The following is a 25,115-nucleotide window of genomic DNA, read 5'->3' on the forward strand; positions in this document are numbered from 1 at the left end:
TCCGCATCGCAGGGTTACCGGAACGGTGGTGGGAACGGGCGCCGGTCACGGTGCCGTGCCGGGGTCCGGGGCGGGCCATCAGGCCTCCGTCCCGAACGGCGCGGTGAACCGGATGTCGCCTTCCACCATGTCCCGCATGTCGGGGATGCCGTTGCGGAACATCAGCGTCCGCTCGAGCCCCATGCCGAACGCGAAGCCGGAGTAGATCTCGGGGTCGACGCCGCACGCACGCAGCACATTGGGGTTCACCATGCCGCAGCCGCCCCATTCGACCCAGCCCGCGCCGCCCTTCTTCTCCGGGAACCACACGTCCACCTCGGCGGACGGCTCGGTGAACGGGAAGAAGTGGGGGCGGAACCGCGTTCCCGACTCCTCACCGAAGATCGCCTTCGCGAACGCGTCGAGCGTGCCGCGCAGGTTCGCCATCGTCAGGCCCTTGTCCACGGCGAGACCTTCGACCTGGTGGAACACGGGCGTGTGAGTCGCGTCGAGCTCGTCGGTACGGAAGGTGCGACCCGGGCACACGATGTAGACGGGCAGGTCGCGGTGCAGCAGTGTGCGCGCCTGCACCGGTGAGGTGTGGGTACGCAGCACGAGGTTGGAGTCCTCCTCGCCCGCGTAGAACGTGTCGGCCAGCTGCCGCGCCGGGTGGTCCTTGCCGAAGTTCAGCGCGTCGAAGTTGAACCACTCGGCTTCGAGCTCGGGGCCTTCGGCGATCTCGTAGCCCATGCCGACGAACACGTCGGCGATGCGCTCGGCGATCGTCGTCACCGGGTGCCGGGCACCGCGGGGCACCCGGTCCCAGGGCAGCGTGACGTCGACGGCCTCGTCCTGGAGCACCTTCTCGTCCCGCTCGGCCTTGAGGGCGGCCAGGCGCTCGTCGTAGGCGGTCTGCACCGCCTGCCGCGCCTCGTTCACGCGCTTGCCCGCGTCGGCCTTCTCCTCCTTGGGCAGCGAGCCGATCGCGCGGCGCGCCTGCGGCACGGGCGCCTGGTCGCCGAGGTGAGCGGGCTTGACCGCCGCCAGCTCGTCGAGGTCTGCCGCAGCGGCGAAGGCCTGCTCGGCCGCGGTCACCGCCGCCTGCAACGTCTCGGGTGCAAGTGCCTCTCCCCCGATGGCGGACTGCTTATCGCTGGCTTCGGACATGTCTCCTCGGCGCGTGAGCTGGTGAGATCGTCAGGACACGGGACATGCCCCGCGGCGTCTGCCGACGCCTCTTCGGATTCTAATGACCGGCCCTGCGCTGCCACCGATCACCCTCGGTGCGCACAACAGGACGCCGCGGACGGCTCACCCGTCGCGGACCACGCGGGCGTACAGGCACACCGCGGCAGCGGTCGCGAGGTTCAGACTCTCGGCACGACCGGCGATCGGGACGCGCACCGCGTCGTCGGCGGCCGCGGTCACCTCGGCGGGCAGGCCGTGGGCCTCGTTGCCGAACAGCCACGCGATCGGACCGTCGAGCGAGACCTCGGGCAGCTCCTGCTCCGCGTGGCCGTCCGTCGCGATCGTGCGCAGCCCGGCCCGGCCGCAGGCCTCGAGCACGGCGGCCGTGTCTCGTTCCCTGGCGACCGGCAGGTGGAACAGGCTGCCGGTGGAAGCGCGGACACACTTGCCGTTGTGCGCGTCGACCGCGTCACCCGCGAACACGACGGCATCGGCACCGGCGGCATCGGCCACGCGCAGCACCGTGCCCGCGTTGCCGGGATCGGCGATGTCGCAGAGCACCGCGACCAGGCGTGGCTGCCCGCTGAGCGCCTCGTCGAGCGGCACCGTCACGGTGTCGCACACCGCGATAAGCCCCTGCGGTGAGACCGTCTCGGACAGCAGTTCGGCGGCGCGGCGGTCGATCAGCGACACCCGTGGCGCCTCGGCGACGAGGTCGGCGTGCCGCTCGGCAGCCGTCTCGGTCACGAACAACTCGTGCACCCGTCCGAAGCGCAGGGCCTCGCGCACGGCCTGGGCGCCCTCGGCGAGGAAACGCCCGGCGTCGTCGCGGCCCGACTTCGTGGTCAGGCGCCGAGCAGCAACGACCCGGGGCGTCTTGTGCGTGAACACGGTGACAGCCCCGGGTCGTGACGTGCGCGCGGTCAGGCCGACTTCTTCTCGTCGGTGTTGACGTGCTGCTTGGCCACCTCGGCCAGCGAGGCGAACGCCTCGGCGTCGTTCACGGCGAGCTCGGCCAGGATCTTGCGGTCGACCTCGACACCGGCGGCCTTCAGGCCCTGGATGAGCCGGTTGTAGGTGATGCCGTTCTGACGGGCGGCCGCGTTGATCCGGGTGATCCACAGCTGGCGGAAGTCACCCTTGCGGGCACGGCGGTCCCGGTACGAGTACTGGAACGAGTGGAGCGTCTGCTCCTTGGCCTTGCGGTACAGCCGCGAACGCTGGCCGCGGTAGCCGCTGGCCATGTCGAGTGTTGCGCGACGCTTCTTCTGGGCGTTCACCGCCCGCTTGACGCGTGCCACGGATCCATCCTGTCGTTCGGGGGGCGCCTGGCGCCCCGGTGGTTACGGCGGGTGCGGGAAAGTCAGCGACCGAGGAGCCGCTTGACGCGGGGCACGTCGGAAGCGGCGACGTCGGTCGTGCCCTCGAGGCGCCGGGTGAGCTTGGTGGGCTTGTGCTCCATCAGGTGCCGGCGACCGACACGCTGACGACGGAGCTTGCCCTTGCCCGTCACGCGGACGCGCTTGGCCGTCCCCTTGTGCGTCTTGTTCTTCGGCATTCTTCCCTCTTTCGAACGGCAGCACGCCGGCTCGCGGCGTGCTGCACACGTGGCCGCCCGGAAGCGTCCGTATCGCTCCCGGGCGAGCTGCCGTGATGGGGGCCGGTCAGGACTCGGCGCCCTCGGCTTCCTTCGTCGCCTTCGACTTGGTCTTCGTCTTCTTGTGCGGGGCCAGCACCATGATCATGTTGCGGCCGTCCTGCTTCGGCTTCGACTCGATGAAGGCGAGATCCGACACGTCCTCGGCAAGCCTCTCCAGCAGACGGAACCCCAGCTCCGGGCGGGATTGCTCGCGACCGCGGAACATGATCGTGACCTTGACCTTGTTGCCCTGAGCGAGGAAGCGGGACACGTGCCCCTTCTTCGTCTCGTAGTCATGCGGGTCGATCTTCGGCCGCAGCTTCTGTTCCTTGATGACGGTCATCTGCTGGTTGCGGCGCGACTCGCGGGCCTTCTGCGCGGACTCGTACTTGAACTTTCCGTAGTCCATGAGCCGGGCTACCGGCGGCCGCGCCTGCGGGGCCACCTCGACGAGGTCGAGATCGGCCTCTTCGGCGAGCCGCAGGGCGTCCTCGATGCGGACGATGCCGACCTGCTCGCCGTTCGGTCCCACGAGGCGAACCTCGGGGACTCGGATGCGCTCATTGATGCGCGTCTCGGAGCTGATGGGGCCTCCTTGGTCCAAGTGTCGCTGGTTCTCGTTCGACCCTGGTGCCCACAGTGCCCACATACCACGGGCCCCGGTCACCGGTACTCTGAGTACCTCGGTGCGGGGCCCATCAATCCGATCGCGGCCTCGAAGCTTTGCAGCGGTGCTGCGTTGCCACGAGACGTTCCGCTGGCATTCACCGGACGGCGAATACTGCGGGACCGGACCCGGCCGCCTTCGCATGGCGGCGACGCGGGTGGGAGCGGGGCTCCACTTGCGGCCCCCGATCGCTCGGGAGCTGGTCGCACATGGAAGGGTACCAGACGTGGTCGACGACTCTTTCAACACACCGGAAACCGGCGATAATCCCGTAGCCGGAGCGGCCGCCTCGGCGGTCTCCCCGGACGCCGCGGACCCGGCCGAGGCCGTGCGTGAGCTCGAGGAGATCCCCAGCGTCGAGGTCATCAGCCGCGCGGCGGTGATGCTGCTGTCGGCGGCGGCCGAGCGGCTCGGCCTCGCCGACGAGGACCCGGAGTCCAGCCCGCGCCGCGACCTGGACGAGGCCCGCAGACTCATCACCGCGCTGGCAGGCCTGATCACCGCCTCGGCCGAGTACCTGGGCGTGCACGCCGCTCCCCTGCGGGACGGTCTGCAGTCGCTGCAGAAGGCGTTCCGCGAGGCGTCCGCCGTCCCCGACGCCCCCGGCCAGGGTCCCGGCGAGAAGTACACCGGCCCCGTGCACTGAGCCGCACCTCGACGAGCGGCTGTTGCCGCGAGTCCGATCCGCCGCCGACGACCCGCTCGGACGCCTCAGCAGGGCAGCCGCCTAACCGAGCACGGCCATGGCGTCGATCTCCACCAGGAAACCGGGCGGCAGGCCGACGTAGACGGTGGTCCGCGCCGGGAACGGTTCCGGGACGAGCGCGTTGTAGGCGGCGTTCATCTCGGCGAAGTGCGCCGGTTCGGTGAGATAGACGCGCAGCATGACGACGTCGGTCATACTCGCGCCCGCCTCGTCGAGGATCGCCTCGATGTTCGCCAGCACCTGCCGGGTTTGGCTGCCGACATCGCCCGCCACGACCTCGCCGGTCGCCGGGTCGATGCCGACCTGGCCCGCGACCTGCACGATGTTTCCCTTGCGCCGAGCCTGTGAGTAGTTGGCGACCGGCTTCGGCGCTCTGCCGGTACTGATGCTCGTCATGGCCGTCCACCCTACGGATCGAAAGACTGGCGATGGACCTGTTCTCGGCCCGTGCCGCGGCCGCACGGGACCGCCTCCGCAGGCGGTTCGGTTCCGCCGCCGACACGTGGTGGGCCGAAATGCCCGGGCTGTTGCGCGACCTGGCTGCACGTTGGGAACTGGACCTCGGCGAACCGGTGGGCAGCGGCAACACGTCGCTGGTCCTGCGATGCCGCACCGCGGGCCGCGCCGCGATCCTCAAGATCACTCCCGACGCCGCGATCGCGACGGCGGAGGCGGCGGCACTTCGGGTGTGGGCGCCGACCGGCCGGGTGCCGGCCGTGTACGCCGAGGCCGGCGGCGCGTTGCTCCTCGAGGCGCTCCCTTCGGAGACCACGCTGGCAGACCGGCCGGCACCGGCCCCGCTCCACGACGTGGCGGACCTGATCCGCGCGCTCCACGGGAGCAGCTCGGCGGACCGCGCCGCCGATCGGGGTTTCGGCCCGCCGACGGACCGTACGGACCTGCTGTTCACACTGTGGCAGGACCGTGCGGCAGGCGATCCCGACCAGGTCGCGGCGCTCGCACGGGGGCACGCGCTGGCACGGGAACTCGCCGCGGCGCCGCCGCGGCTCGTGCTCGCCCACGGCGACCTGCATCCGGGCAACGTGCTGCCGCCCGGGAACGCGGCGCGCGGGCTCGTGGCGATCGACCCGCGGCCGTGCCTCGCCGACCCGGCTTCCGACGCGATCGACTGGGTCGTCCTCGGCGACCCCGCGCGCTGGCGCGCCACGGCTGGGGAGCTCGCGGACCTGATCGACGTCGACGTGGAGCGGTTGTGGGCGTGGTGCCGCGCGTTCGCGGCCCGGCTGGCCGCCACCGAGGACGATCCCGGCCGCCGTCACGCCTTCCGCGACATCGCCGCGTAGCGCACCTCGGGCCTGCCGACCCCGCCGTAGTGCGGCTTACGCCGGGCGAGTCCGCTGTCGGCGAGGTACTCCAGGTACCGGCGCGCGGTGACCCTGGCGACGCCGACCGCGTCGGCCACCGCGGCCGCCGACATGCCCTCGCCGTCGTCGGACGCGTCCTCGCGCGCGGCATCGGCGAGTACGGCCGAGATCGCCTCGAGCGTCTCGCCGCTCATGCCTTTCGGCAGGGCGGCGTGCTCGGTGGTGCGCAACGTGGCGAGCATCCGGTCGACCTCCGCCTGCCCGTCGACCTCGCCGGGCTGGGCGGCGCTGTCGCGGAACCGCGCGTAGCTCTCGAGTTTGTCCCGCAACGCCGCGAACGTGAACGGTTTCAACAGGTACTGCACCACCCCTGCCGACACCGCGGCGCGCACGACGCCCAGGTCGCGGGCGGAGGTAACGGCGATGACGTCGACCGTGTTGCCGTCGGCCCGCAGGGTGCGGCACACGGCGAGGCCGTGGGTGTCGGGCAGGTAGAAGTCCAGCAGGACGAGATCCACGGGCCGGGTGCGGCAGAACCGCACCGTCTCGGCACCGGAATGGACGACCCCGGCGACGGTGAAGCCGGGAAGTCGCTCGACGTACGCACGGTGCGCCTCGGCCGCGACCGGATCGTCCTCCACCACCAGCACCGCAATCATCCTGCCGCGAAGCCTACCCAGTACGACTCAACCGGCACTGCCGTCCCGGCCGGCGCCGCCGTCCTGGTCGCCGGCTCCACCCGCCGGGTCCGCGGCTCCGATGTCGTCCCCGGCGGCGGTGTCGTCCGGGGCAACGGTGTCGTCCGGGGTGCGTGCCGTGGACCGGCCCAGCGGAATCCGCGCGGTGAACACCGCACCACCCACGTCGGCGGCGCCCTCGTCACCGCGGGAGACGTCGACCGTGCCACCGTGCCGGCGCACGGTCTGCCCGACGAGGGCCAGCCCTAGCCCCCGGTCGCCGGCGGTCCCGTCCGGCTTGGTCGACCAGCCTCGCCGGAAGATGCCCGGTACGACGTCCGGTTCGAGGCCGGCACCGCTGTCGGCGACACGCAGCAGCAGTTCGGTCTCGTCGGCTCGCACGGTGACGGCCACTCGCGGTGCGCGCTCGGCCGCGTGGTCGACGGCCGCGTCGACGGCGTTGTCGATCAGGTTGCCGAGGATCGTGATGAGATCCCTGGCCGGCACGGCGAGTGCGGTCTCGTCCACCGAACTGTCGGGGGTCAGCGTCAGATCGGCGCCGCGCTCGGCGGCCTCGCTGGACTTTCCCAGCAGCAACGCCGCCAGCACCGGCTCGGAGACCGCGCCCACCACCCGGTCGGTCAGCTCCTGCGCCGTTTCCAGTTCGGCCGTCGCCAGCGCCACGGCCTGGTCGGTCCTGCCGAGTTCGACGAGCGAGACCACCGCGTGCAGCCGGTTGGCCGATTCGTGCGCTTGGGAACGCAGCGACTCGGCGAAACCGCGCACCGTGTCGAGCTCGCCGGTGAGTGACTGCAACTCGGTGTGGTCGCGGAGGGTCACGACGTTGCCCATCGCCCGGTCCCGCGCGTGCACCGGCGCGGTGTTCACGAGCAGCACCCGCGTGTCGGTGATGTGCAGTTCGTCGGTGGCGGGCTCGCGCGAGACGAACGTGCGCGCGAGGTCGGCGGCGAGGTCCAGATCGCTCACGGCGGTCCCCGCGGGATCGGTCGCCACGCCGAGCAGCTCGCGCGCGGCGTCGTTGCACAACACCACGACGCCGTCACCGTCGACGAGCACGAGGCCTTCCCTCACCGACCGCAGGATCGCCTCGTAGTACTCGAACATCGACGACAGTTGCGCCGGAGCGACGCCCCGGGTCTGCCGTGCGAGCCGTCTGCTGACGAGGTAGCTGCCCGCACCGCCGATGAGCAGCACGCCGCCCGCCACGAGCGCCACGAGCACGAGCCGGCCGGTGAGCTCGTGCGACAGCGCCTTCAGCGTGATGCCCACGGCTACCAGCGCCACGATCCTGCCCTGCGCATCCCGTACCGGCGCCACCGCACGCACCGAAGGGCCGAGGGTGCCGGTGTAGGTCTCGGTCAGCAGCCGCCCCTGCAGCGCAGGTCCGACGGTCCCGATGAACGGCTGCCCGATGCGCCGCGGATCCGGATGCGTGATCCGGGTCCGGTCCGGCGCCATGATCGTGATGAAGTCGACGCCGGTGTCGGCGCGCACTTTCTCCGCGAAGGGCTGGAGCGCGCTACTGGGGTCCCGCCGTGCAACGGCCTGGGGCACGTCCGGCGAATCGGCCAGCGTCACCGCGACCGACGTCACCTCCTCCCTCGCGGCCTCCTCGGTCGCGTCCGAGGCGTCGATGTACGCCAGGACCGCGCCGACCGCGACCAGGACGGCCACCACGACCAGCTGCAACACCAGGAGCTGCCGCGCCAGGCTCCACCGTCTCGGTGGCGCGGTCGATCGAACACGCACGACTCCCATGAGAGCAGGCGCCCGCGAACGAAATGAACACAAGGTGGACTTCGCTCACGGCGCCGCCGATAGTCGCCGGTAATCCAGTGGTGATCTCCGTGGCGGTCACGCACGTCCGCACCCGCTGCCGGAACGCGGCACGTCACGACCTCATCGCAGGCGACATTTCGTGAGGAGGCAACGTTGCCCGAATCGTCCACGACGGAGCCCGAGATCTCCGAGCAGGCGCCCAAACGCCGAGACAGGATGCACTACCTGTACATCTTCGTGATCGTCGCAGTGCTGCTCGGTATCGTCGTCGGTTTCGCGTTTCCCGAGACCGCGACGAATCTCAAACCGCTCGGGAGCGGTTTCGTCGATCTGATCAAGATGATGATCAGCCCGATCATCTTCTGCACCATCGTGCTGGGTATCGGCTCGGTCGCGAAGGCCGCGAGCGTCGGCAAGGTCGGCGTGCTGGCGGTCGGCTACTTCCTGGTCATGTCGACCTTCGCGCTCGGCATCGGCCTGGTCGTCGGCAACATCCTGCACCCCGGTGAGGGGATGCAGTTGGACCCGAACGCCGTGTCCGAGGTCCAGAACCAGGCGTCCGAAGGCGGTGAGGGCACCGTCGACTTCCTGCTCGGGATCATTCCCGAATCGATGGTGTCGGCGTTCACCGACGGCTCGGTACTGCAGACGCTGCTCGTCGCGCTGCTGGTCGGGTTCGCACTGCAGAAGATGGGACCCACGGGCAAGCCGGTGCTACGGGGTATCGAGCACATCCAGCGCCTCGTGTTCCGGGTCCTTGCGATGATCATGTGGGTGGCCCCGGTCGGCGCGTTCGGAGCGATCGCGGCGGTGGTCGGCGAGACCGGCTGGGAGGCGCTGCGCAGCCTCGCCGTGATCATGATCGGGTTCTACCTGACCTGCCTGGTGTTCATCTTCGCCGTACTCGGCACGGTGCTGTGGCTCGGCGCGCGGGTGAACATCTTCAAGCTCCTCGGCTACCTGGGCCGCGAGTTCCTGCTGATCGTGTCGACCTCGTCGTCCGAGTCGGCGCTGCCGCGGCTCATCGCGAAGATGGAGCACCTCGGCGTCTCGAAACCGGTCGTCGGCATCACGGTGCCGACCGGGTACTCGTTCAACCTCGACGGCACGGCGATCTACCTGACGATGGCGACCCTGTTCATCGCGACCGCCCAGGGCAGCCCGCTGTCGATCGGCGAGCAGATCTCGCTGCTGGTGTTCATGATCATCGCGTCGAAGGGGGCCGCAGGCGTGTCCGGGGCGGGCATCGCGACCCTCGCGGGCGGTCTGCAGTCGCACCGGCCCGAACTCGTGGACGGTGTCGGATTCATCCTCGGTATCGACCGGTTCATGTCGGAGGCGCGTGCACTGACGAACTTCGCGGGCAACGCCGTGGCCACCGTCCTCATCGGATCGATCACCAAGGGACTCGACCGCGACCAGCTGCACCGCGTGCTGACCAAACAGGACCCGTTCAACGAGGCGACCCTGATCGACGACCACGGTTCCCCGGGTGCCGACGGCTCCGGTGCCGGCGACGCCGGTGACGCCACGGGCGACGGTCCCGAGGCGGAACGGCAGGACAGGCAGCCGGCGACGGTCTGATCCGCCGCGGTGATGCGGACCCGCGTGCCACCCGGCGCACGCGGGTCCGCCATATCGCCGCGGGGACCGGCTTGCGCGCCGGCAGGTCCCCGCGGCCCTCGCGTGGCGTCAGGTCGTGGTCGCCGTCAGGTACGCACGCAGGCCACGGAGGCCGCGGCGCATCATCAGCGCGTGGTTGAGCCGGAACACCGGATGGGCCACCGGCGACAGCGTCCGCAGCACCGGTTTCCGCGCCACGACCTGCTGCCGGATGTCCAGGCGTGTACCGCAGCCGCCCGGTTCCAGCCGTCCGGTCAGCGTGCCCTCGAGATCGCCCGACAGTGCCACAGCCACCCGGCCGGCGGACTCGTTCTCCTCGACCCGCGTCATGCGCAACCGCAACGCCAACGGCAGGCTCGCGCGGCAGACCAGTTCGGCCGTGTCGTCATCCACTTTGGTCACCGACCGCACGTCCGGCCACCACTCCGGGTATCCGGCGAGGTCGACGAGTGCCGCGAACACGGCGTGCGACGGGGACGGCACCAACCACGAGGTTCGGAACTGATAGCGGTTCAGCGACACGCCTCGTAGTGTCCCAGCAATCCGCGTGGTGGCCCAGCAGCGCGACACTCGCGTCCGGCGATGACCGGTGTGACCCGATCCGTCGGCGGGCCGGCCGGTCAGCGGTCGAGGTACGGCTTGAGGAACCGGCCCGTGTAGCTGTCCGGGTTGGCCGCCACGTCCTCGGGGGTGCCCTCCGCGACGAGGGTTCCGCCGCCGCTGCCGCCTTCGGGCCCCATGTCGATGACCCAGTCCGAGGTCTTGATGACGTCGAGGTTGTGCTCGATGACGATCACCGTGTTGCCCTTGTCCACCAGGCCCTGCACCACGTCCAGCAACCGGCGGATGTCCTCGAAGTGCAGACCGGTCGTCGGCTCGTCGAGGATGTAGACCGTCTGCCCGGTGGAACGCTTCTGCAGCTCGCTGGCGAGCTTGACACGCTGGGCCTCACCGCCCGACAGCGTCGGCGCGGGCTGGCCGAGCCGCACGTATCCCAGCCCGACGTCGACCAGCGTCGACAGGTACCGGTGGATGGGCTTGATCGGCTCGAAGAACTCCGCGGCCTCCTCGATCGGCATGTCGAGGACCTCGGCCACCGTCTTGCCCTTGTAGTGCACCTCGAGGGTCTCGCGGTTGTACCGGGCGCCCTTGCACACCTCGCACGGGACGTAGACGTCCGGCAGGAAGTTCATCTCGATCTTCAGGGTGCCGTCGCCCGCGCACGCCTCGCAGCGGCCGCCCTTGACGTTGAACGAGAACCGGCCCGCCTGGTAGCCGCGCACCTTGGCCTCGGTCGTCTCGGCGAACAGCTTGCGCAGCCGGTCCCACACGCCCGTGTAGGTCGCCGGATTGGAACGCGGGGTACGGCCGATCGGCGACTGGTCCACGCGCACGAGCTTGTCCACGTTCGCCATCCCGTTGACACGGGTGTGCCTGCCCGGCACCTGGCGGGCGTTGTTGAGCTTGTTCGCCAGCACGGTCGCGAGGATCTCGTTCACGAGCGTCGACTTGCCGGAACCGGACACCCCCGTCACGGAGATCATCGTGCCGAGCGGGAACGAGACGTCGATGCTGCGCAGGTTGTGCTCGCGCGCGCCCACGACCGTCAGCTGGCGCTTCTTGTTCACCGGCCGCCGGATGTCCGGCACCGGGATCTCCTTGCGGCCGGCCAGGTAATCACCGGTGACGGACTTCTTGCTCTTCACCAGCTTCGAGTACGGCCCGCTGTGCACGACCCGCCCACCGTGCTCGCCGGCGCCGGGGCCGATGTCGACGACCCAGTCGCTGGCCTTGATGGTGTCCTCGTCGTGCTCGACGACGATGAGCGTGTTGCCCAGGTCGCGCAGCCTGCTGAGCGTGTCGATCAGTCGCTGGTTGTCCCGCTGGTGCAGGCCGATGGACGGCTCGTCCAGCACGTACAGCACGCCGACGAGGCCGGAGCCGATCTGCGTGGCCAGCCGGATGCGCTGCGCCTCGCCGCCGGACAGGGTGCCCGCGCCGCGGTCGAGCGAGAGGTAGTCGAGTCCGACGTCGAGCAGGAAGTGCAGCCGGGCCTGGATCTCCTTGAGCACCGCTCCGGCGATCATCGCCTGCCGCTCGCCGAGCACGAGCCCGTCGAGGAATTCCGAGGCCTCGGACACCGACAGGGCGCAGACGTCGGCGATCGACCGCTCGCCGTAGTCGCCGTGTTCGAGGGTGACGGCGAGGATCTCCGGTTTGAGGCGCGTGCCCTGGCACGACGGGCACGGCACCTCGCGCATGTAGCCCTCGTAACGCTCCCGCGTGTGCTCGGACTCGGTCTGTTCGTGTCGCCGTTCCAGGAACGGGATGACACCTTCGAAGTTCGCGTAGTAGCTGCGCCGCCTGCCGTACCGGTTGCGGTACTGCACGTGGACCTGTTCGTCGACGCCGTAGAGCACGGCCTTCTGCACCTTGGCCGGCAGCTTGCGCCACGGCGTGTCCATGCGGAAACCCATCGCCTCCGACAGCGACGTCAGCAGCCGTTCGAAGTAGTCGGCGCTCTGCCCGCCGCTCCACGGCTGGACCGCGCCGTCGCCGAGTGCGAGGTCCTCGTCAGGGACGATCAGTTCCGGGTCGACCTCCTTGCGGATGCCGATGCCCGTGCAGTCCGGGCAGGCACCGTAGGGCGAGTTGAAGGAGAACGACCGGGGTTCGAGGTCCTCGACCGTGAGGGCGTGCCCGTTCGGGCACGCGAGGTTCTCGGAGAAGCCGCGGATGCGGTGCGGATCGTCCTCCGGCAGATCGACGAACTCCAGCTCGACGAGCCCGTCGGCCAGGCGCAGCGCGGTCTCGACCGAGTCGGTGAGCCGCTGCTTGGCGCTCGGCTTGACCTTGAGCCGGTCGACGACGACGCCGATGTCGTGCTTCTCCTGCTTCTTCAGCTTCGGCGGCTCGGTCAGCGAGTACACCGTGCCGTCCACGCGGGCCCGCGCGTAGCCCTGCTGCTGGAGGTTGGAGAACAGGTCCACGTACTCGCCCTTGCGGCCGCGGACCACCGGCGCGAGGACCTGGAAGCGCACGTCGGCCTCCATGTCCAGTACCTGGTCGACGATCTGCTGCGGGGTCTGCTTGCTGATCGCCTCGCCGCACTGCGGGCAGTGCGCCTTGCCCGCCCGCGCGTACAGCAGCCGCAGGTAGTCGTAGACCTCGGTGATCGTGCCGACCGTCGAGCGCGGGTTCCGCGACGTGGACTTCTGGTCGATCGACACCGCGGGCGAGAGGCCCTCGATGAAGTCGACGTCGGGCTTGTCCATCTGGCCGAGGAACTGCCGTGCGTAGGCCGACAGCGATTCGACGTAACGCCGCTGCCCCTCCGCGAAGATCGTGTCGAACGCCAGGCTCGACTTGCCCGATCCGGACAGTCCCGTGAACACGATGAGGCTGTCGCGCGGCAGGTCGATGTCGATCCCGCGCAGGTTGTGCTCGCGGGCGCCGCGGATTACAAGACTGTCAGCCACCGGCGATGGTCCCTTCACTGGTGCATGGCGGTGCGGGCCGCGACAGGGCCCGCGTGACGCGAGGTCGGACACGGGGCGAGCAGAACGCGGGCCCCGGCGCTCTCCATGCTAGGTCGGCCCCCCGACAGAATCGGCGCCGCCGTCGCGCGGCGCGGCTCACCCGCGGGTGGGGACGGCGGCCTCGCCGGGCCCGGAACCCTCGCCGGCGTCCGCCGCGGTGGCCACATCCCGGCCCGCGCGGCCGGTGCCGACGTCCGGGCGGGTTTCGGCCTGCCGCCTCTTCGACGGCCCCAGCAACCGGTACAGCGGACGTTCGACGAGAACGGTCAGCGCCCACGCCGCCAGCACGATCGCCGTCAGCACCAGGCCCATCCGGAGCCACCACGGCTCGATCTCCATGCCGGTGAGCACCCGCGCGACGACATAACCGAGCTTCTGGTGCACGAGGTAGATGCCGAAGCTGATCCCGGCCAGCCACGAGATCGGCCTCCGCAGCAGCCCCAGCACCCGGTCCCAGTCCGGCCCCCGTGCCGCCAGACACATCAGCCCGAGCATCACCCCGAGGCAGGTGACGATCAGCCACTGCGGCTCACTCGATCGGAACAGCTGGAGCCCCAGAACCGCGGCCAGCATCGCGGCGAGGTTCGGCCCGGCGAGCCGGCGCTGCGACCACAGCCAGATCGCCGCACCGGCCGCGAACAGGTGCGCGAAGTACAGTCCGGTCGCCGTCGGCACGACCCTGGCGATCCCGCTCAGCACCGGCGAGACTGCGGACACCGCGATCACACCCCACACCGCGACCGCGGGCCGGAACCGGTGCGCCCCGTGGCGGCGCCAGTACCAGCACAGCGCAGCCGCCGCGCCGAACGCCGCGACCTGCACCGGCAGCGTCCAGTACGACGCGTCGATCCTGCGGTGCATGTTCCCCGTCCACTCGTGCACGAGCAGCAGGTTCCGCACCAGATCGCCCGCCCCCGGCAGGTACCAGGGGCCCTCCTCCTCGCCGTTGAAGATCGGCGCGACGATCCGCAACACGAGGAACGTGACCAGCATCGCGACCACGTAGGCCGGCAGGATGCGCGCCAACCGGGACTGCAGCCACCGGCCCGCGCTCAGTTTCCGCACGGTCGGCCCCATGAAGTAGCCCGACAGCACGAGCAGGGTGAACGTGCCGAACGGCAGCCGCAGCGACACCGGGTACGCCTCGATGTCGGGGATCAGCGCGGCTCCACCGGTGACATGCCCGGCCACGACGAAGGTGATCGCGACGACCCGGATGACGTCCCAGCTCATACGCCGGTTCGTGGTGGCGCCCCGGTCCGGTGCCGCTGAGGTCACGTCGCTCCCCCTCCGACATCGCCGCCCGCCCGTCGGTGCAGCCTGGTCCGGACCTGGGACTGTAGCGACGGTGCCCGTCGCCTCCGCCCCGGGGCACGTAATACGGTGTGGAGCGTGAACGTCGTCGAGTCCTACACCGGTCACGTCGAGCCGGGCGGGGACGCCGCCCGCCGCACCCTCGATGCGCTGACCATCACGAAACTGTCGGTCGGCCCGATGGACAACAACGCGTACCTGTTGGTGTGCCGGGCGACGAACGAGGCACTGCTGGTCGACGCAGCCAACGACCCCGAGCGCATCTCGGATCTGATCGGCCACGCCGAGGACCGGCCGACGCTGCGCACGATCGTCACGACGCATCAGCACCCCGATCACTGGCAGGCACTCGGCGCGGTGGCGGGCGCGAACGGGGCCTACACCGCGGCGCACCCCGCCGACGCCGATCCGCTGCCCGTGCCTCCGGACCACCTGGTCGAGCACGGGGACACGGTTTCGGTCGGGGACTCCACCCTCGAGGTGATCCACCTGCGCGGGCACACCCCGGGCTCGATCGCACTGCTGTACCGCGATCCGACCGGCGGCCCGCACCTGTTCACCGGTGACTCGCTGTTCCCGGGCGGGGTGGGCAAGACGAACTCCGAGGAGGAGTTCCGCTCGCTGCTGGACGACGTCGAGACGCGGGTGTTCGGCGAGCTGCCGGACGAGACGTGGTTCTACCCCGGCCACGGCGACGATTCCACGCTCGGGGCCGAACGTCCGAAGCTGGCGGAGTGGCGCGACCGGGGCTGGTGAACCGCCGCTGCTGGTGAAACCTCAGTGGCGGCGGATGCGTGCCAGCCACGCGGGCAGATCCACCAGCTCGCCCGGCCGGACGCCGAGCCCGTCCGCGTGTTCCTGGGAATGAGCCACCGCGCGATACCGGTGAGCCGTCAGCTCGTCGACCGTCCACCCGTCGGTGAACGCCTCCCGGATCGCCGAATCGCTGATCCTCGGACCGAAACCCGGCTCCTCTGTCTCGGCGAGCGCGACCAGGTGCACCGTCGCGCCCGTCCGCGTGACCCGGTGCAGCGCGTCCGCGTAACGACGCCGGTCGGCGGCTCCGAAGACGTGGAACAGGGCGCTGTCGACGACGGTGTCGAACGGCGCGCCGAGGTCCCCTCCTGCCGCGCCGTCGCCGAGGGCGAGTGCGTCGGCCACCCGGAACGTGGCCGCCACGCCGCGTTCGGCCGCGATGCGACGGGCCAACGCGATCGCCCCGTCGGAGAAGTCGATGCCCAGCACGTCGTGGCCGCGTTCGGCCAGGTGGATCGTGTGTTCTCCGGCGCCGCAGCCCGCGTCGAGCACCCGGCCGGTGATCCGCCCCGCCTGTTCCAGCTCGACGACCGCGGGCTGCGCCTGGCCGATCACCCAGTCCGGCGTCCCCTCGGCGTAGGCGCTCTCGAAGATCTCCCGTCCGACCGTTTCCGTCATGACGCTCCCCTTGGTAGGTGACTCGGGTGGCTCTGTCTTGTAGGCGGCTCTGTCTGGCCGCTCCCCGGGCTGCCCAGTCATCCGATCGTGCGGCCGAGCGGGGTGATTCGACTGGCGCGGCGGTCCGGAGTTCCGGCCGATCGGCCGGGCGGCCCGAGTCCAGCGTGCAACCTCGAGCGCCCTGGAGGTCAAGACATCCGCGGCGCGCCCGATGGGAACGACGCGCGACTTAGGTTGGTTGTCGGCCCGTGAGTCCGCGACCAGCCTGATCACATGCGGATCACACGTCGGACACTCAGCGTGACCACCGGACTGTTGTTACTGCTCGCCACGGCGGCACCCGCGGGTGCCCAGGGCCCGGCGACGGATGAGGGCGCGACGGCCCCCGACCGCGGCGTCTACGAGATCACCCCCGACGCAGCCGACCGGGGTGCGATCTCCCGGTCGGGCGTCGACGTCCTCGGCTCCCGCGGCGACACGCTCACCGTCGTCGCCGACCCGGCGCAGGCCTCGCAGCTGCGCGGTGCAGGGGTCGACCTCACCACGATCGGCGACTTCGACGCGATGCTCGCCGAACGCAATCCCGACCCGTCGGAGGCGAGGGCCGCCGCGGACGAGTTCCCCGAGGGCGACGAGGGATTCCACACCTACTCCGAACTGACCACGCTGCTCGAGAACGCTGCGGCCGACCACCCGGACATCACACAGCTCTCCGACGTCGGCAGCAGCCACGAGGGCCGCACGATCCCGCTCATGAAGATCAGCGCCGACGCAGCGCAGGACTCCGACGAACCCGAAGTGCTGTTCACCTGCAACCAGCACGCCCGCGAACACCTGACCACAGAGATGTGCCTGCGCATCGTCGAGCGCTTCACCGACGGCTACGGCACCGACCAAACCGTCACCGACTTCGTCGACAGCCGCGAGATCTACGTGATCCCGACGGTCAACCCGGACGGCTCCGAGCACGACATCGAAGGCGGCCAATACCAGGGCTGGCGGAAGAACCGGCAGGGCCAGGGCACCGATCTCAACCGCAACTGGGGTTACAAGTGGGGCTGCTGCGACGGATCCAGCGGTGATCCGGCTTCCGACACCTACCGCGGCGAGTCCGGGTTCTCCGCGCCCGAGACGGCGGCGGTGCGCGACTTCGTGAACTCCCGCGTCGTCGGAGGCGAGCAACAGCTCGAGGGACACATCGACTTCCACACCTACGGTGAGCTGGTGCTGTGGCCGTTCGGGCACACCACCGACGACGTCACCGAGGACATGACCGAACAGCAGGCACAGCGGTTCCAGGACGTGGGCCGGGAGTTGGCCGACAGCAACGGCTACACCCCGCAGCAGTCGAGCGATCTCTACGTCACCGACGGCGACGTCAACGGCTGGATGTGGGGCGAGCACCGGATCCTGAGCTTCACGTTCGAGATGTACCCGGCCGACGGCTTCGGACTCGACGGGTTCTACCCCGACGACGAGGACATCGCGCCGGAGACCGAGCGCAACGACCAGGCGGTCGACATCCTCCTCCGGGAGGCGGGGGCGTAACGAGTGCTGCAGGCGGTGGGCCGGTGGACGGAGATCCGCCGGCCCACCGCGTGTCCTGCGTTCAGCACCGCGTGTCCTGCGTTCAGCACCGCGAGCGCTGCGCCCGACGCGGGACCGGGCGACCCGGCGGGCCTACTCCCCTGCCGAAGCCTGCCGTCCGTCCCGTTCGGCGTACCGGCGGCGCAGCTGTTCGGTCCGTTCCTCCGGCCACGGGCAGCGCACGTCGCCGTGCAGCGCGGCGAACAGCAGCTCCAGGTGCGTGTGCCAGGCCGCGAGCGCGAGCGCCGCATCGGCCGAGACCGGCAGGGTCTGCGTGACGACGAGCCGCGTGCCGATCGGCTCCTGGTCGCGCAACTCAAATCGGACGGCACCGCCCGCCACGGCGTAGTCGACAGCCCGGCCCGGTTCGACACCGGTCACCGCGCCAGGCTCCAGGTAGCCGTGGGTGAAGCGCACCGGCGCCGCTGCGCCGACCACCGGCGGGTCCCCCTCGGTGAGCGTGGACCACACCACCTCCGGGTTCTGCACGAGATCGCGTTCGACACGCATCTCGACGGTGTCCCCGTTGCGCGACCACGTGCCGTCGGCGAGGCGGTACTCCTCGACGTAAGTCTCCGCGCGGCCCAGGAACCACAGCCTGTCGCGGTCCGGCGGCGCGGTGCCGTCGAGCACGGCGGCGAGCCCGTCGAGGCACTGTTCCCAGCCGGGGCCCTGCCGTGCCACCGACGGCCGATCTCCCGTGGTGTCGGTGCCGTTGAGCGTGTGACTGAACCGCAGCAGGCAGCCACCGGCCTCGGCCACGAGCTCGAACCGCAACACCGACCGCGCCCAACGGAAGGCGTAGACCTTCGGCGGCTCGCATTCGAGGACCTGCCCCTCCGCGAACTCCCCGCGCATGTCCGTGGTGAACCGCATCGGTGCGCCGACTTCGGGGACGGTGTCGACTTCGGGGACGGTGCCGACTTCGGGGACGGTGTCAACGCCCACCGGGAACCACTGCGCCACCTCGGCAGGGTCGGTGAGGGCACGCCACACGCGTTCCGGAGGGTGGGCCAGGCTGCGCTCGAACCGCAGCACGGGCCTGCCGTCGATGTCGTCAAGCGCTCCGAGGTCGATCCGGCGCACCGTGGCCTGCAGCGCGTCGAGGCAGCCCTGCCAACCGGTGAAGGTCTGCTCGGCCCACGGATTGTCCGCGAACGTGTGCTCGAACGTCAGCACACAGCCGCTGCCGTCCGGCTCCAGCGTCAGCCGCAGTCGGTGCTCACCGGTCTCCTCGTCGAACTCGGTGAAGGCCAGGCGGCGATGCGGCTCCAGCTCGGTGATCTCGGCGTGGAGGTCGGTCGGGGTGCCGTCCGGTTCGCGGAACCGGATGATGCCGCCGACCCGCAGGTCGAGTTCGGCGACCGGGAACGGATACCAGGCGCTGAGATGCTCGGGGTCGGTCAGCGCTCGCCACACCTTGGCGGGCGGGTGGGCGTACCGGCGTTCGAACCGCAGCTGCCAGCCACCGTCGATGCGCCGTTGGGTGTCGGTCACGTCTACTCCTCCGTCTCGGGGTGGTCCGGCATCTCGTCGAGGTGGCGTTCGAGCGCGTCGAGACTGTCGGACCACAGCCTGCGGTACGGCTCGAGCCAGGCGTCGATCTCCGCGAGCGGCTGCGGCCGCAGCCGGTACCACCGTCGTTGCGCGTCCTGCCGCACGGAGACCAGTCCGGCCTCCCGCAACACGCGCAGGTGTTTCGACACGGCAGGCTGCGTCAGGTCGAGCCGCCCCGCCAGCTCACCGACCAGGCATTCGCTCCCACGCAGCAGGTCCAGGATCTCCCGTCGCCGTGGCTCCGCGAGCACTTCGAACGTATTTGCCACATCAGTAATATAACTACCTCGGCATATTCTGTCCACGGGACCCACATCTTTCGAGCGCACGAATGCGCACGCGCGTGTTAACCTGGGCGCATGACCAGCGCGACGACAGCCTTGGAGGACGTGCTCGCCCGCACCGGACTCAAGGTGGACGCCACCGAGTTCCTGGCGCTCGTCGAGCAGGCCGCACGACGCCTGTCCCCCGGCGACCCGGACCCGGCACACTTCTTCTCGGCCGCACAACGCGACGTCCTCACCGACGTGGGCCTCGACCTGTCGGCCGCCGGCGCGGCCGAACCGGATCCGCGCGCCAACGCCGTCGCCACACAGGCGGTGTTCGCCGACTCCGCGCTGACCGTCACCGAGACGGCCGCACGGCTCGGCGTCGACGACAGCCGCGTCCGCCACCGCCTCAAGCAGCACCGCCTGGCCGGCTGGAAGGGACACGGCGGATGGCGACTGCCCGCATGGCAGTTCACCGCCGACGGCGCCGTACCCGGCCTCGACGTCGTGCTGCGCGCCGTCCCCGACGACCAGCCCGCGCTGGCCGTCGCCGGGTTCATGACCACGCCACAGCCCGACCTGCTCATCGGGGACACGCCCGCGACACCCCGCGACTGGCTACTCGCAGGCGGTGACCCCGCGCGCGTCGCCGAACTGGCCGCTACCCTCGGAACGCCCGCCTGAGCCCTGTCGGGCTACGCCCCGTTCCCGACCGCATTCATCCCCCGACCGCGCACCGAGGAGCACGTCGGCACAGTCATGGCACGGTTACCCCTGCCTCCCCCGGGCGAGGTCCTCCGCGAGCACCTCCGCCGGGACGAGGACATCGTCGCGGTCCATCCGGCCACACGGCTCGTGCGCGTCTTCGCGGCACGTGGCAACCATCCCCAACGCTGGGACACGTTCCGCCGCACGGGGCCGATCGCCCACGCCCGGTTCGATCCGCACCCCGTCGCGGAAACGCCGGAGCACCGGCCCGACCACGGCGTCCTCTACTTCGGACTGTCGGTGCGCACGAGCATCGCCGAGGTCTTCCAGACGACATCCACAGTGGACCGCAGGACGCGAGGACCTCACCTCGTCGTCGTCCGGCCGTCCCGCACACTGCACCTGCTCGACCTGTCCGGCCTGTGGCCCACGCGGGTCGGCGCGTCCCAGGAGATCTCCAGCGGACCGAAGAAGGTCACCCAGGCGTGGGCACGGGCGGTCCGCGCCGAACTGCCCGACCTCGACGGGCTCTGGTACCGCTCGTCGATGGACGGCGGGGAACCCGCGGTGTGCCTCTGGGATCCCCCGGCAAGCTCGGCTCTGCCGGCGTCACCCGACATCCTGCTGGGACTCGATCACCCGGGGCTGGACGTACCGCTGGCGCGGGTGTGCCGCGAACTCGGCTACGTCCTCCTCGACTGAGCCTCCCGCGCCACCGCATCCACCGGAACCGCCGAGCGCAGCGCCGCTCGCGTCCGGCCTCCATGCCATTTCCGTTGACCGACCGGTCAACTAGCGCTACGGTCTCGCCATGGGACGGACCGGCGACACCCGCGAGCGGATCGTTCGCACGTCCGCCCGGCTGCTGCTGTCCCGCAGCTACGGCTCGGTGAGCGTGGACGACGTATGCACCGCGGCCGACGTGCGAAAAGGCAGCTTCTACCACTTCTTCCCCTCGAAGGCCGAGCTGGCGAAGGCCGTCGTGGACCTCCACACCGACGCGCTGATCGACCGGCTCGCGGCCACCTCCGGCGAGTCAGCGGCGGCGCGGCTCCACGGGGTCGCCGACGCCGTGGGAGCCATCCAGGCCCGTTTCGAGTCCACCTTCGGCAGGGTGGTCGGCTGCCCATTCGGCAACCTCGCCGCCGAGTTGTCCACCGTCGACGACGCGTTGCGCGACCACCTGGCCTCGGCTTTCGCACGATGGGAGCGCGAGTTCGCCGTGATCTGCCACCGGGCACAGCAGGACGGCGCACTGCGCGACGGGGTGGACCCCGACCGGCTGGCGCACTCCCTGCTCGCCCACACCCAGGGCCAGATCCTGCTGGCGAAGGTCGGCGGTCACTCCGCGGCCGACGTCGCCACGACGCTGCACGACCTCATCGACGTGCATCTGCGAGAAGGGGCGGTATGACAGTGCAGTCCGCGCGGTCCGAGGTGGACTTCCACTTCGACCCGATGTGCCCGTTCGCCTACCACACCTCACGCTGGATCCGAGAGGTCCGCGCACACACCGGACTGACGGTCAACTGGCGGTTCTTCAGCCTGGAAGAGATCAACCGGTTCGAGGGCAAGAAACACCCGTGGGAACGGTCGTGGTCGTACGGCTGGTCCCTGATGCGCATCGCCGCACTGCTGCGCCGCCGCGACGCCGCGCTGCTCGACGCCTGGTACGCGAGGATCGGCCGGGAGCTCCACCTGGACGGCGGCACACCGCACGAGCCGGACACGGCGCGGCGGCTGCTCACCGAGATCGGCGCGGACGCCGCACTGCTGAACGAGGCGCTCGCCGACCCGTCCACCCACGACGACATCAAGGCCGACCACCAGCGTGTGCTGGACGCGGGCGGTTTCGGCGTGCCCACGCTGCTGTTCCCCGACGGGCAGTGCCTGTTCGGCCCGGTGCTGGTGGACCCACCCGACGGTGCCGCCGCCGTGCGGCTGTGGGATGTCGTCACCGGCATGCTGGAGTTCCCGCACGTCTACGAGTTGCAGCGGCCCAAGGCCGCCCGCGACGAACGGGCCATCGCCGACGCGCTCGACCCGTACCTGCGCGGCAGGGACTGGGTGAGCGTCGACAGAGGACGGATCATCGAACTCGGAGACGAACGGGAGACCACCTCGTGACCACGACGACCGGCTTCGACAAGGACGCGATCACCGGGGCGCTCGCCGCGCAGTGGGAGTCACTGGACGCCCTACTGGCGTCGTTGCCCGCGGCGGCATGGGACCGGCCGAGCGCACTGCCCGGCTGGACCGTACGCGACGTCGTCGCGCACGTCATCGGCACCGAGGCATCGCTGCTCGGCGAGCAGACTCCGGACCCGGACATCGACGTGACCGAACTGCCCCACGTGCGCAACGAAATCGCGGCGTTCAACGAACGCTGGGTGCAGTCCATGCGGGACTGGGACGCACCGCGGATGCTCGACCGGTTCCGCGACGTCGTCTCCCGCCGCGGCGAGGCCCTGCGGGCGATGACGCAGGAGGACTTCGACGCGCCGTCGTGGACCCCGGTGGGACGCGGCACGTACGGCCGGTTCATGCGCATCCGGGTCTTCGACACCTGGCTGCACGAGCAGGACGTCCGTGACGCGGTCGGCCTGCCGGGGCACGAGGCCGGTCCGTGCGCGGAGCAGTCGTTCGACGAGCTCGCCGAATCGCTCGGCTTCGTCATCGGTAAGCGGGCGGCTGCCCCGGACGGAGCCGGTGTGACCCTGGAGCTCACCGGACCGCTGCGACGCACCGTGCACGTCGCCGTCGACGGCAGGGCCGCCGTGGTGCCCGAGCTCCCGGGTCCGGCCACCGCCACGCTGCGGCTGGAAGCGGGACTGTTCGCGCGGCTCGCCGGTGGCCGTGTGGCCGCCGAGGACCGGCTGTCCGATGTGGAGTACTCCGGAGACACGGAACTCGGCAGGCGGATCGTGCGCAACCTGGCCTTCACCATCTGACCCGACGGGTCCCGTCCTCGATCGTCTCGTCCGCGAGTCCCCGCGGACGAGACGATCGAGATGGTCGGGGCGGCCTCAGCGCACCGGCAGGTGGCGCGCCCACCAGTCGAGCACGGCCTCGAACCGCTGCACCCGGTGCCGCGGCTTGCCGCTGCGACTCAGTTCGTGTCCCTCGCCGGGGAACAGCAGGAACTCGGTCTCCGCCCCCGCCTTCTTCAGGGCGACGAACAGCCGCTGGGCCTGTTCCAGTGGACAGCGCCAGTCCTGTTCGGAATGCACCACCGCGAACGGGATGCGGACGTCGGCCGCGTAGGTCAGCGGGCTGCGCTTGCGCTGTTCGTCCGGGTCGCCGCCGACGTAGACGTCGGTGAACGTCCAGCCGATGTCGGAGCTTCCGGCGAACGAGTCCCACGCGTTGACGGCACGCTCACTCCACGCCGCGCGGAACCGCTCCCCGTGATGCGCGGCGAGCCAGCCGGTCATGAACCCGCCGTACGAACCGCCCATCACCCCGACCCGATCGGCGTCGGCGTCGGGGCGTTCGAGGACGGCGTCGAGCAGCGCCAACAGGTCGTCGGCGTCGACGGTGCCGAGCGCGTGCAGTACGGCCCTGCCGTGCGATTCGCCGTAGCCCGCCGAGCCGCGCGGGTTGCCCAACACGACGGTGTAGCCGGCCGCGGCGTACACCTGTGCCTCGTCGAACAGGCTCCACTCGTAGGCCGCGAACGGCCCACCGTGGACGACGAGCAGTACCGGATGGGGCCCGTCCCCCTCGGGTGTGACGACCCAACCGTGTACCGGGTAGCCGTCGGCGGAGGTCGCCGTGACCTCGTCGGCGGGACGGATCGCGCGGCGGCGCAGCCGTTCGGAGAAGCCCGTGAGCGTCGTGAACGCACCGTCACCGTCGTCGAGCAGCACCTCGCCCGCGTCCTCGGGCCCGGCCTGCACCACTGCGACCCGGTCGCCCGCCACCGTGAACGACCGCACGGCCGCCCGTTCCCCGGTGACGACCGGAAGCTCCACCAGCGCGGCCTCCGACCCCGTTCGCGGCACTCGCCGCAGCTCGGCCGCACCACGGTTGGCGACGACCACGAGCACGTCGTCGCCGTACGGCGCGGGCGGTCCCGCGACAGCCACGCAGTCGACCGATTCGGCGTCGGTGAGCCTGCGCGGCGGATGCGATCCGTCCAGCGGGGCCGACCAGAGGCCGGTGTTGGTCGCCGCGCGCGCGAACCCGTCGAACGCGGCCGCGTAGAACAGGACCGTGCCGTCGGCGGTCACGGCGGGGTTCTCCGCCCGGCCCTCGGTCCGCACGACCAGGCGCGGCGCCCCGCCTCCCGCGGGCACGGCGTAGAGATCGGCGTGCATCGTCTCGACCCGGTCCCACTCGCGCGGCGCGGCCACCAGCACCGTCTCGCCGTCCGGAGTCCACGCCGGGTCGGCCACCGACGCCGCGTCGTCGGTCAGCGGTTGGGGTTCGAGATCCGGTTCCTCGGCCAGCGCGTCGATCACGAACAGCCGCTGCGGACGGTCGCGGAGGAACCCGACGTTGTCGATGCGGTAGTCGTATCGCGTGATCCGCCGCGGCGCTTCCTCCCCGGGTTCCGGGGTCCCCTCACCGTCGGCGGTGCCGTACCGGCCGGCCTCCGGCACCCGCGCGACGAACGCGATCCGGCGCGAATCCGGAGCCCAGACGGGCGTGCCCGCGCCAAGCGGCAACGCGGTCAACGCCCACGACTCGCCACCGGCGGCCGGCATGACACGCAGCTGCGCGGGGTCACCGCCCTCGCTGCGGAGGAACGCGACCCAACGGGCGTCCGGCGAGATCGCCGGTGCGGAGTCGTGGCGGTGGTCCGGACCGGCGTCGCTGTCGCGGCGCGCACCGCTCTGGTCGGCGCCACGGGTCCAGGCCGTCACCCCGTCGTGGCCGACGCGGTGCAGTCCGCCGACGTAGGCGTTCGCGGCGACATCGGGACGGGTGACGGAAACGAGGAGGAGCTCCCCTGACAGGGCGGGCCTGCCGGGGACCTGCTGCAGTTCGATATCGGTAGGGCGCACGACGCGCAGCCTACCTGACCTTTAGCGGCGCTAACGACCTTTTCCGTCGAACCGCGGCGCTGGCAGCCCTGGCCCTCACCACCACGGCCCTCAT

Annotated in this window: 25 protein-coding genes; 10 read left to right on the top strand and 15 right to left on the bottom strand. The window is 70.7% G+C overall.

Features of this window, described 5'->3' with window-relative positions; all coding sequences use genetic code 11:
* Positions 1-78 precede the first annotated feature (78 nt).
* The 5 genes from pheS to infC all read right to left on the bottom strand — a co-directional run bounded on the left by pheS (position 79) and on the right by infC (position 3,455).
* Entirely contained in the window at positions 79-1,146 is a 1,068-nt protein-coding gene (pheS, locus tag FB384_RS21190) for a phenylalanine--tRNA ligase subunit alpha (RefSeq protein ID WP_183786566.1), read from the bottom strand.
* A 144-nt stretch (positions 1,147-1,290) separates the two neighbouring features.
* The gene (locus FB384_RS21195) at positions 1,291-2,058 is read right to left on the bottom strand and encodes a TrmH family RNA methyltransferase (protein WP_258937830.1); all 768 of its coding nucleotides are present in this window, start codon (positions 2,056-2,058) and stop codon (positions 1,291-1,293) included.
* A 32-nt stretch (positions 2,059-2,090) separates the two neighbouring features.
* A complete protein-coding gene (gene rplT, locus FB384_RS21200) occupies positions 2,091-2,468 on the bottom strand; it encodes a 50S ribosomal protein L20 (RefSeq protein WP_183786567.1) in 378 nt (125 codons plus the stop codon).
* Positions 2,469-2,530: 62 nt separating this feature from the next.
* A complete protein-coding gene (rpmI, locus tag FB384_RS21205; RefSeq protein WP_183659239.1) occupies positions 2,531-2,725 on the bottom strand; it encodes a 50S ribosomal protein L35 in 195 nt (64 codons plus the stop codon).
* Between the two features lie 106 nt (positions 2,726-2,831).
* Entirely contained in the window at positions 2,832-3,455 is a 624-nt protein-coding gene (gene infC / locus FB384_RS21210) for a translation initiation factor IF-3 (RefSeq protein ID WP_183659378.1), read from the bottom strand.
* Between the two features lie 244 nt (positions 3,456-3,699).
* On the opposite strand from infC, the gene FB384_RS21215 reads away from it, so the two are divergent.
* A complete protein-coding gene (locus tag FB384_RS21215; RefSeq protein WP_372497761.1) occupies positions 3,700-4,119 on the top strand; it encodes a DUF1844 domain-containing protein in 420 nt (139 codons plus the stop codon).
* 81 nt (positions 4,120-4,200) lie between these two features.
* Here the strand turns inward: FB384_RS21215 and FB384_RS21220 are convergent, their stop codons facing one another.
* Entirely contained in the window at positions 4,201-4,575 is a 375-nt protein-coding gene (locus FB384_RS21220) for a RidA family protein (protein ID WP_183786568.1), read from the bottom strand.
* A gap of 32 nt (positions 4,576-4,607) precedes the next feature.
* On the opposite strand from FB384_RS21220, the gene FB384_RS21225 reads away from it, so the two are divergent.
* Positions 4,608-5,483 carry a phosphotransferase gene (locus FB384_RS21225; protein WP_183786569.1) on the top strand — a complete coding sequence of 292 codons (876 nt, stop codon included), beginning with the start codon at positions 4,608-4,610 and terminating at the stop codon, positions 5,481-5,483.
* Here the strand turns inward: FB384_RS21225 and FB384_RS21230 are convergent.
* Both FB384_RS21230 and FB384_RS21235 read right to left on the bottom strand, forming a co-directional pair.
* Positions 5,456-6,163, bottom strand: coding sequence for a response regulator (locus tag FB384_RS21230; protein WP_183786570.1), 708 nt, complete (start codon positions 6,161-6,163; stop codon positions 5,456-5,458). The two genes, FB384_RS21225 and FB384_RS21230, sit on opposite strands and share 28 nt — an antisense overlap.
* Positions 6,164-6,190: 27 nt before the next feature.
* The gene (locus FB384_RS21235) at positions 6,191-7,951 is read right to left on the bottom strand and encodes a sensor histidine kinase (RefSeq protein WP_323985390.1); all 1,761 of its coding nucleotides are present in this window, start codon (positions 7,949-7,951) and stop codon (positions 6,191-6,193) included.
* Positions 7,952-8,197: 246 nt separating this feature from the next.
* On the opposite strand from FB384_RS21235, the gene FB384_RS21240 reads away from it, so the two are divergent.
* Positions 8,198-9,565, top strand: coding sequence for a cation:dicarboxylate symporter family transporter (locus tag FB384_RS21240; protein WP_183786604.1), 1,368 nt, complete (start codon positions 8,198-8,200; stop codon positions 9,563-9,565).
* A gap of 108 nt (positions 9,566-9,673) precedes the next feature.
* On the opposite strand, the gene FB384_RS21245 is transcribed toward FB384_RS21240, so the two are convergent.
* The 3 genes from FB384_RS21245 to FB384_RS21255 form a co-directional block, all read right to left on the bottom strand.
* Positions 9,674-10,126: an SRPBCC family protein gene (locus tag FB384_RS21245; protein WP_183786572.1), complete on the bottom strand. Its 453-nt coding sequence runs from the start codon at positions 10,124-10,126 to the stop codon at positions 9,674-9,676.
* A gap of 98 nt (positions 10,127-10,224) precedes the next feature.
* Positions 10,225-13,083: an excinuclease ABC subunit UvrA gene (uvrA, locus tag FB384_RS21250; protein WP_183786573.1), complete on the bottom strand. Its 2,859-nt coding sequence runs from the start codon at positions 13,081-13,083 to the stop codon at positions 10,225-10,227.
* A gap of 156 nt (positions 13,084-13,239) precedes the next feature.
* On the bottom strand, positions 13,240-14,421 hold the full coding sequence (locus FB384_RS21255) for an acyltransferase family protein (RefSeq protein ID WP_323985391.1): 1,182 nt from the start codon (positions 14,419-14,421) through the stop codon (positions 13,240-13,242).
* Between the two features lie 114 nt (positions 14,422-14,535).
* Between FB384_RS21255 and FB384_RS21260 the strand changes: the two genes are divergently transcribed.
* Positions 14,536-15,213, top strand: a complete 678-nt coding sequence (locus tag FB384_RS21260) for an MBL fold metallo-hydrolase (RefSeq protein WP_183786574.1) — start codon at positions 14,536-14,538, stop codon at positions 15,211-15,213.
* Positions 15,214-15,234: 21 nt separating this feature from the next.
* Here the strand turns inward: FB384_RS21260 and FB384_RS21265 are convergent, their stop codons facing one another.
* Positions 15,235-15,891, bottom strand: a complete 657-nt coding sequence (locus tag FB384_RS21265; RefSeq protein WP_183786575.1) for an SAM-dependent methyltransferase — start codon at positions 15,889-15,891, stop codon at positions 15,235-15,237.
* Between the two features lie 273 nt (positions 15,892-16,164).
* Between FB384_RS21265 and FB384_RS21270 the strand changes: the two genes are divergently transcribed.
* A complete protein-coding gene (locus tag FB384_RS21270) occupies positions 16,165-17,439 on the top strand; it encodes a M14 family metallopeptidase (RefSeq protein WP_183786576.1) in 1,275 nt (424 codons plus the stop codon).
* Between the two features lie 132 nt (positions 17,440-17,571).
* On the opposite strand, the gene FB384_RS21275 is transcribed toward FB384_RS21270, so the two are convergent.
* Together FB384_RS21275 and FB384_RS26945 are read right to left on the bottom strand one after the other, a co-directional pair.
* Positions 17,572-18,975: an SRPBCC family protein gene (locus FB384_RS21275; RefSeq protein WP_221213495.1), complete on the bottom strand. Its 1,404-nt coding sequence runs from the start codon at positions 18,973-18,975 to the stop codon at positions 17,572-17,574.
* 2 nt (positions 18,976-18,977) lie between these two features.
* Positions 18,978-19,304 carry an ArsR/SmtB family transcription factor gene (locus tag FB384_RS26945; RefSeq protein ID WP_183786577.1) on the bottom strand — a complete coding sequence of 109 codons (327 nt, stop codon included), beginning with the start codon at positions 19,302-19,304 and terminating at the stop codon, positions 18,978-18,980.
* Between the two features lie 90 nt (positions 19,305-19,394).
* On the opposite strand from FB384_RS26945, the gene FB384_RS21290 reads away from it, so the two are divergent.
* The 5 genes from FB384_RS21290 (at position 19,395) to FB384_RS21310 (ending at position 22,963) form a co-directional block, all read left to right on the top strand.
* Entirely contained in the window at positions 19,395-19,988 is a 594-nt protein-coding gene (locus tag FB384_RS21290; RefSeq protein ID WP_183786578.1) for a MerR family transcriptional regulator, read from the top strand.
* A 75-nt stretch (positions 19,989-20,063) separates the two neighbouring features.
* Positions 20,064-20,714 carry an RES family NAD+ phosphorylase gene (locus FB384_RS21295; RefSeq protein WP_183786579.1) on the top strand — a complete coding sequence of 217 codons (651 nt, stop codon included), beginning with the start codon at positions 20,064-20,066 and terminating at the stop codon, positions 20,712-20,714.
* Positions 20,715-20,823: 109 nt separating this feature from the next.
* On the top strand, positions 20,824-21,426 hold the full coding sequence (locus FB384_RS21300; RefSeq protein ID WP_183786580.1) for a TetR/AcrR family transcriptional regulator: 603 nt from the start codon (positions 20,824-20,826) through the stop codon (positions 21,424-21,426).
* Positions 21,423-22,139, top strand: a complete 717-nt coding sequence (locus FB384_RS21305; protein ID WP_183786581.1) for a mycothiol-dependent nitroreductase Rv2466c family protein — start codon at positions 21,423-21,425, stop codon at positions 22,137-22,139. The genes FB384_RS21300 and FB384_RS21305 overlap by 4 nt, the downstream gene beginning before the upstream one ends.
* Complete coding sequence (locus FB384_RS21310; RefSeq protein WP_183786582.1) at positions 22,136-22,963, top strand: maleylpyruvate isomerase family mycothiol-dependent enzyme; 828 nt, start codon at positions 22,136-22,138, stop codon at positions 22,961-22,963. Before FB384_RS21305 ends, FB384_RS21310 begins: the two co-directional genes overlap by 4 nt.
* A gap of 75 nt (positions 22,964-23,038) precedes the next feature.
* On the opposite strand, the gene FB384_RS21315 is transcribed toward FB384_RS21310, so the two are convergent.
* On the bottom strand, positions 23,039-25,021 hold the full coding sequence (locus FB384_RS21315; protein ID WP_183786583.1) for a S9 family peptidase: 1,983 nt from the start codon (positions 25,019-25,021) through the stop codon (positions 23,039-23,041).
* Positions 25,022-25,115: the final 94 nt, after the last annotated feature.

Origin of the sequence: Prauserella sediminis (genome assembly GCF_014195435.1) — a bacterium.
Lineage (GTDB): Bacteria > Actinomycetota > Actinomycetes > Mycobacteriales > Pseudonocardiaceae > Prauserella > Prauserella salsuginis.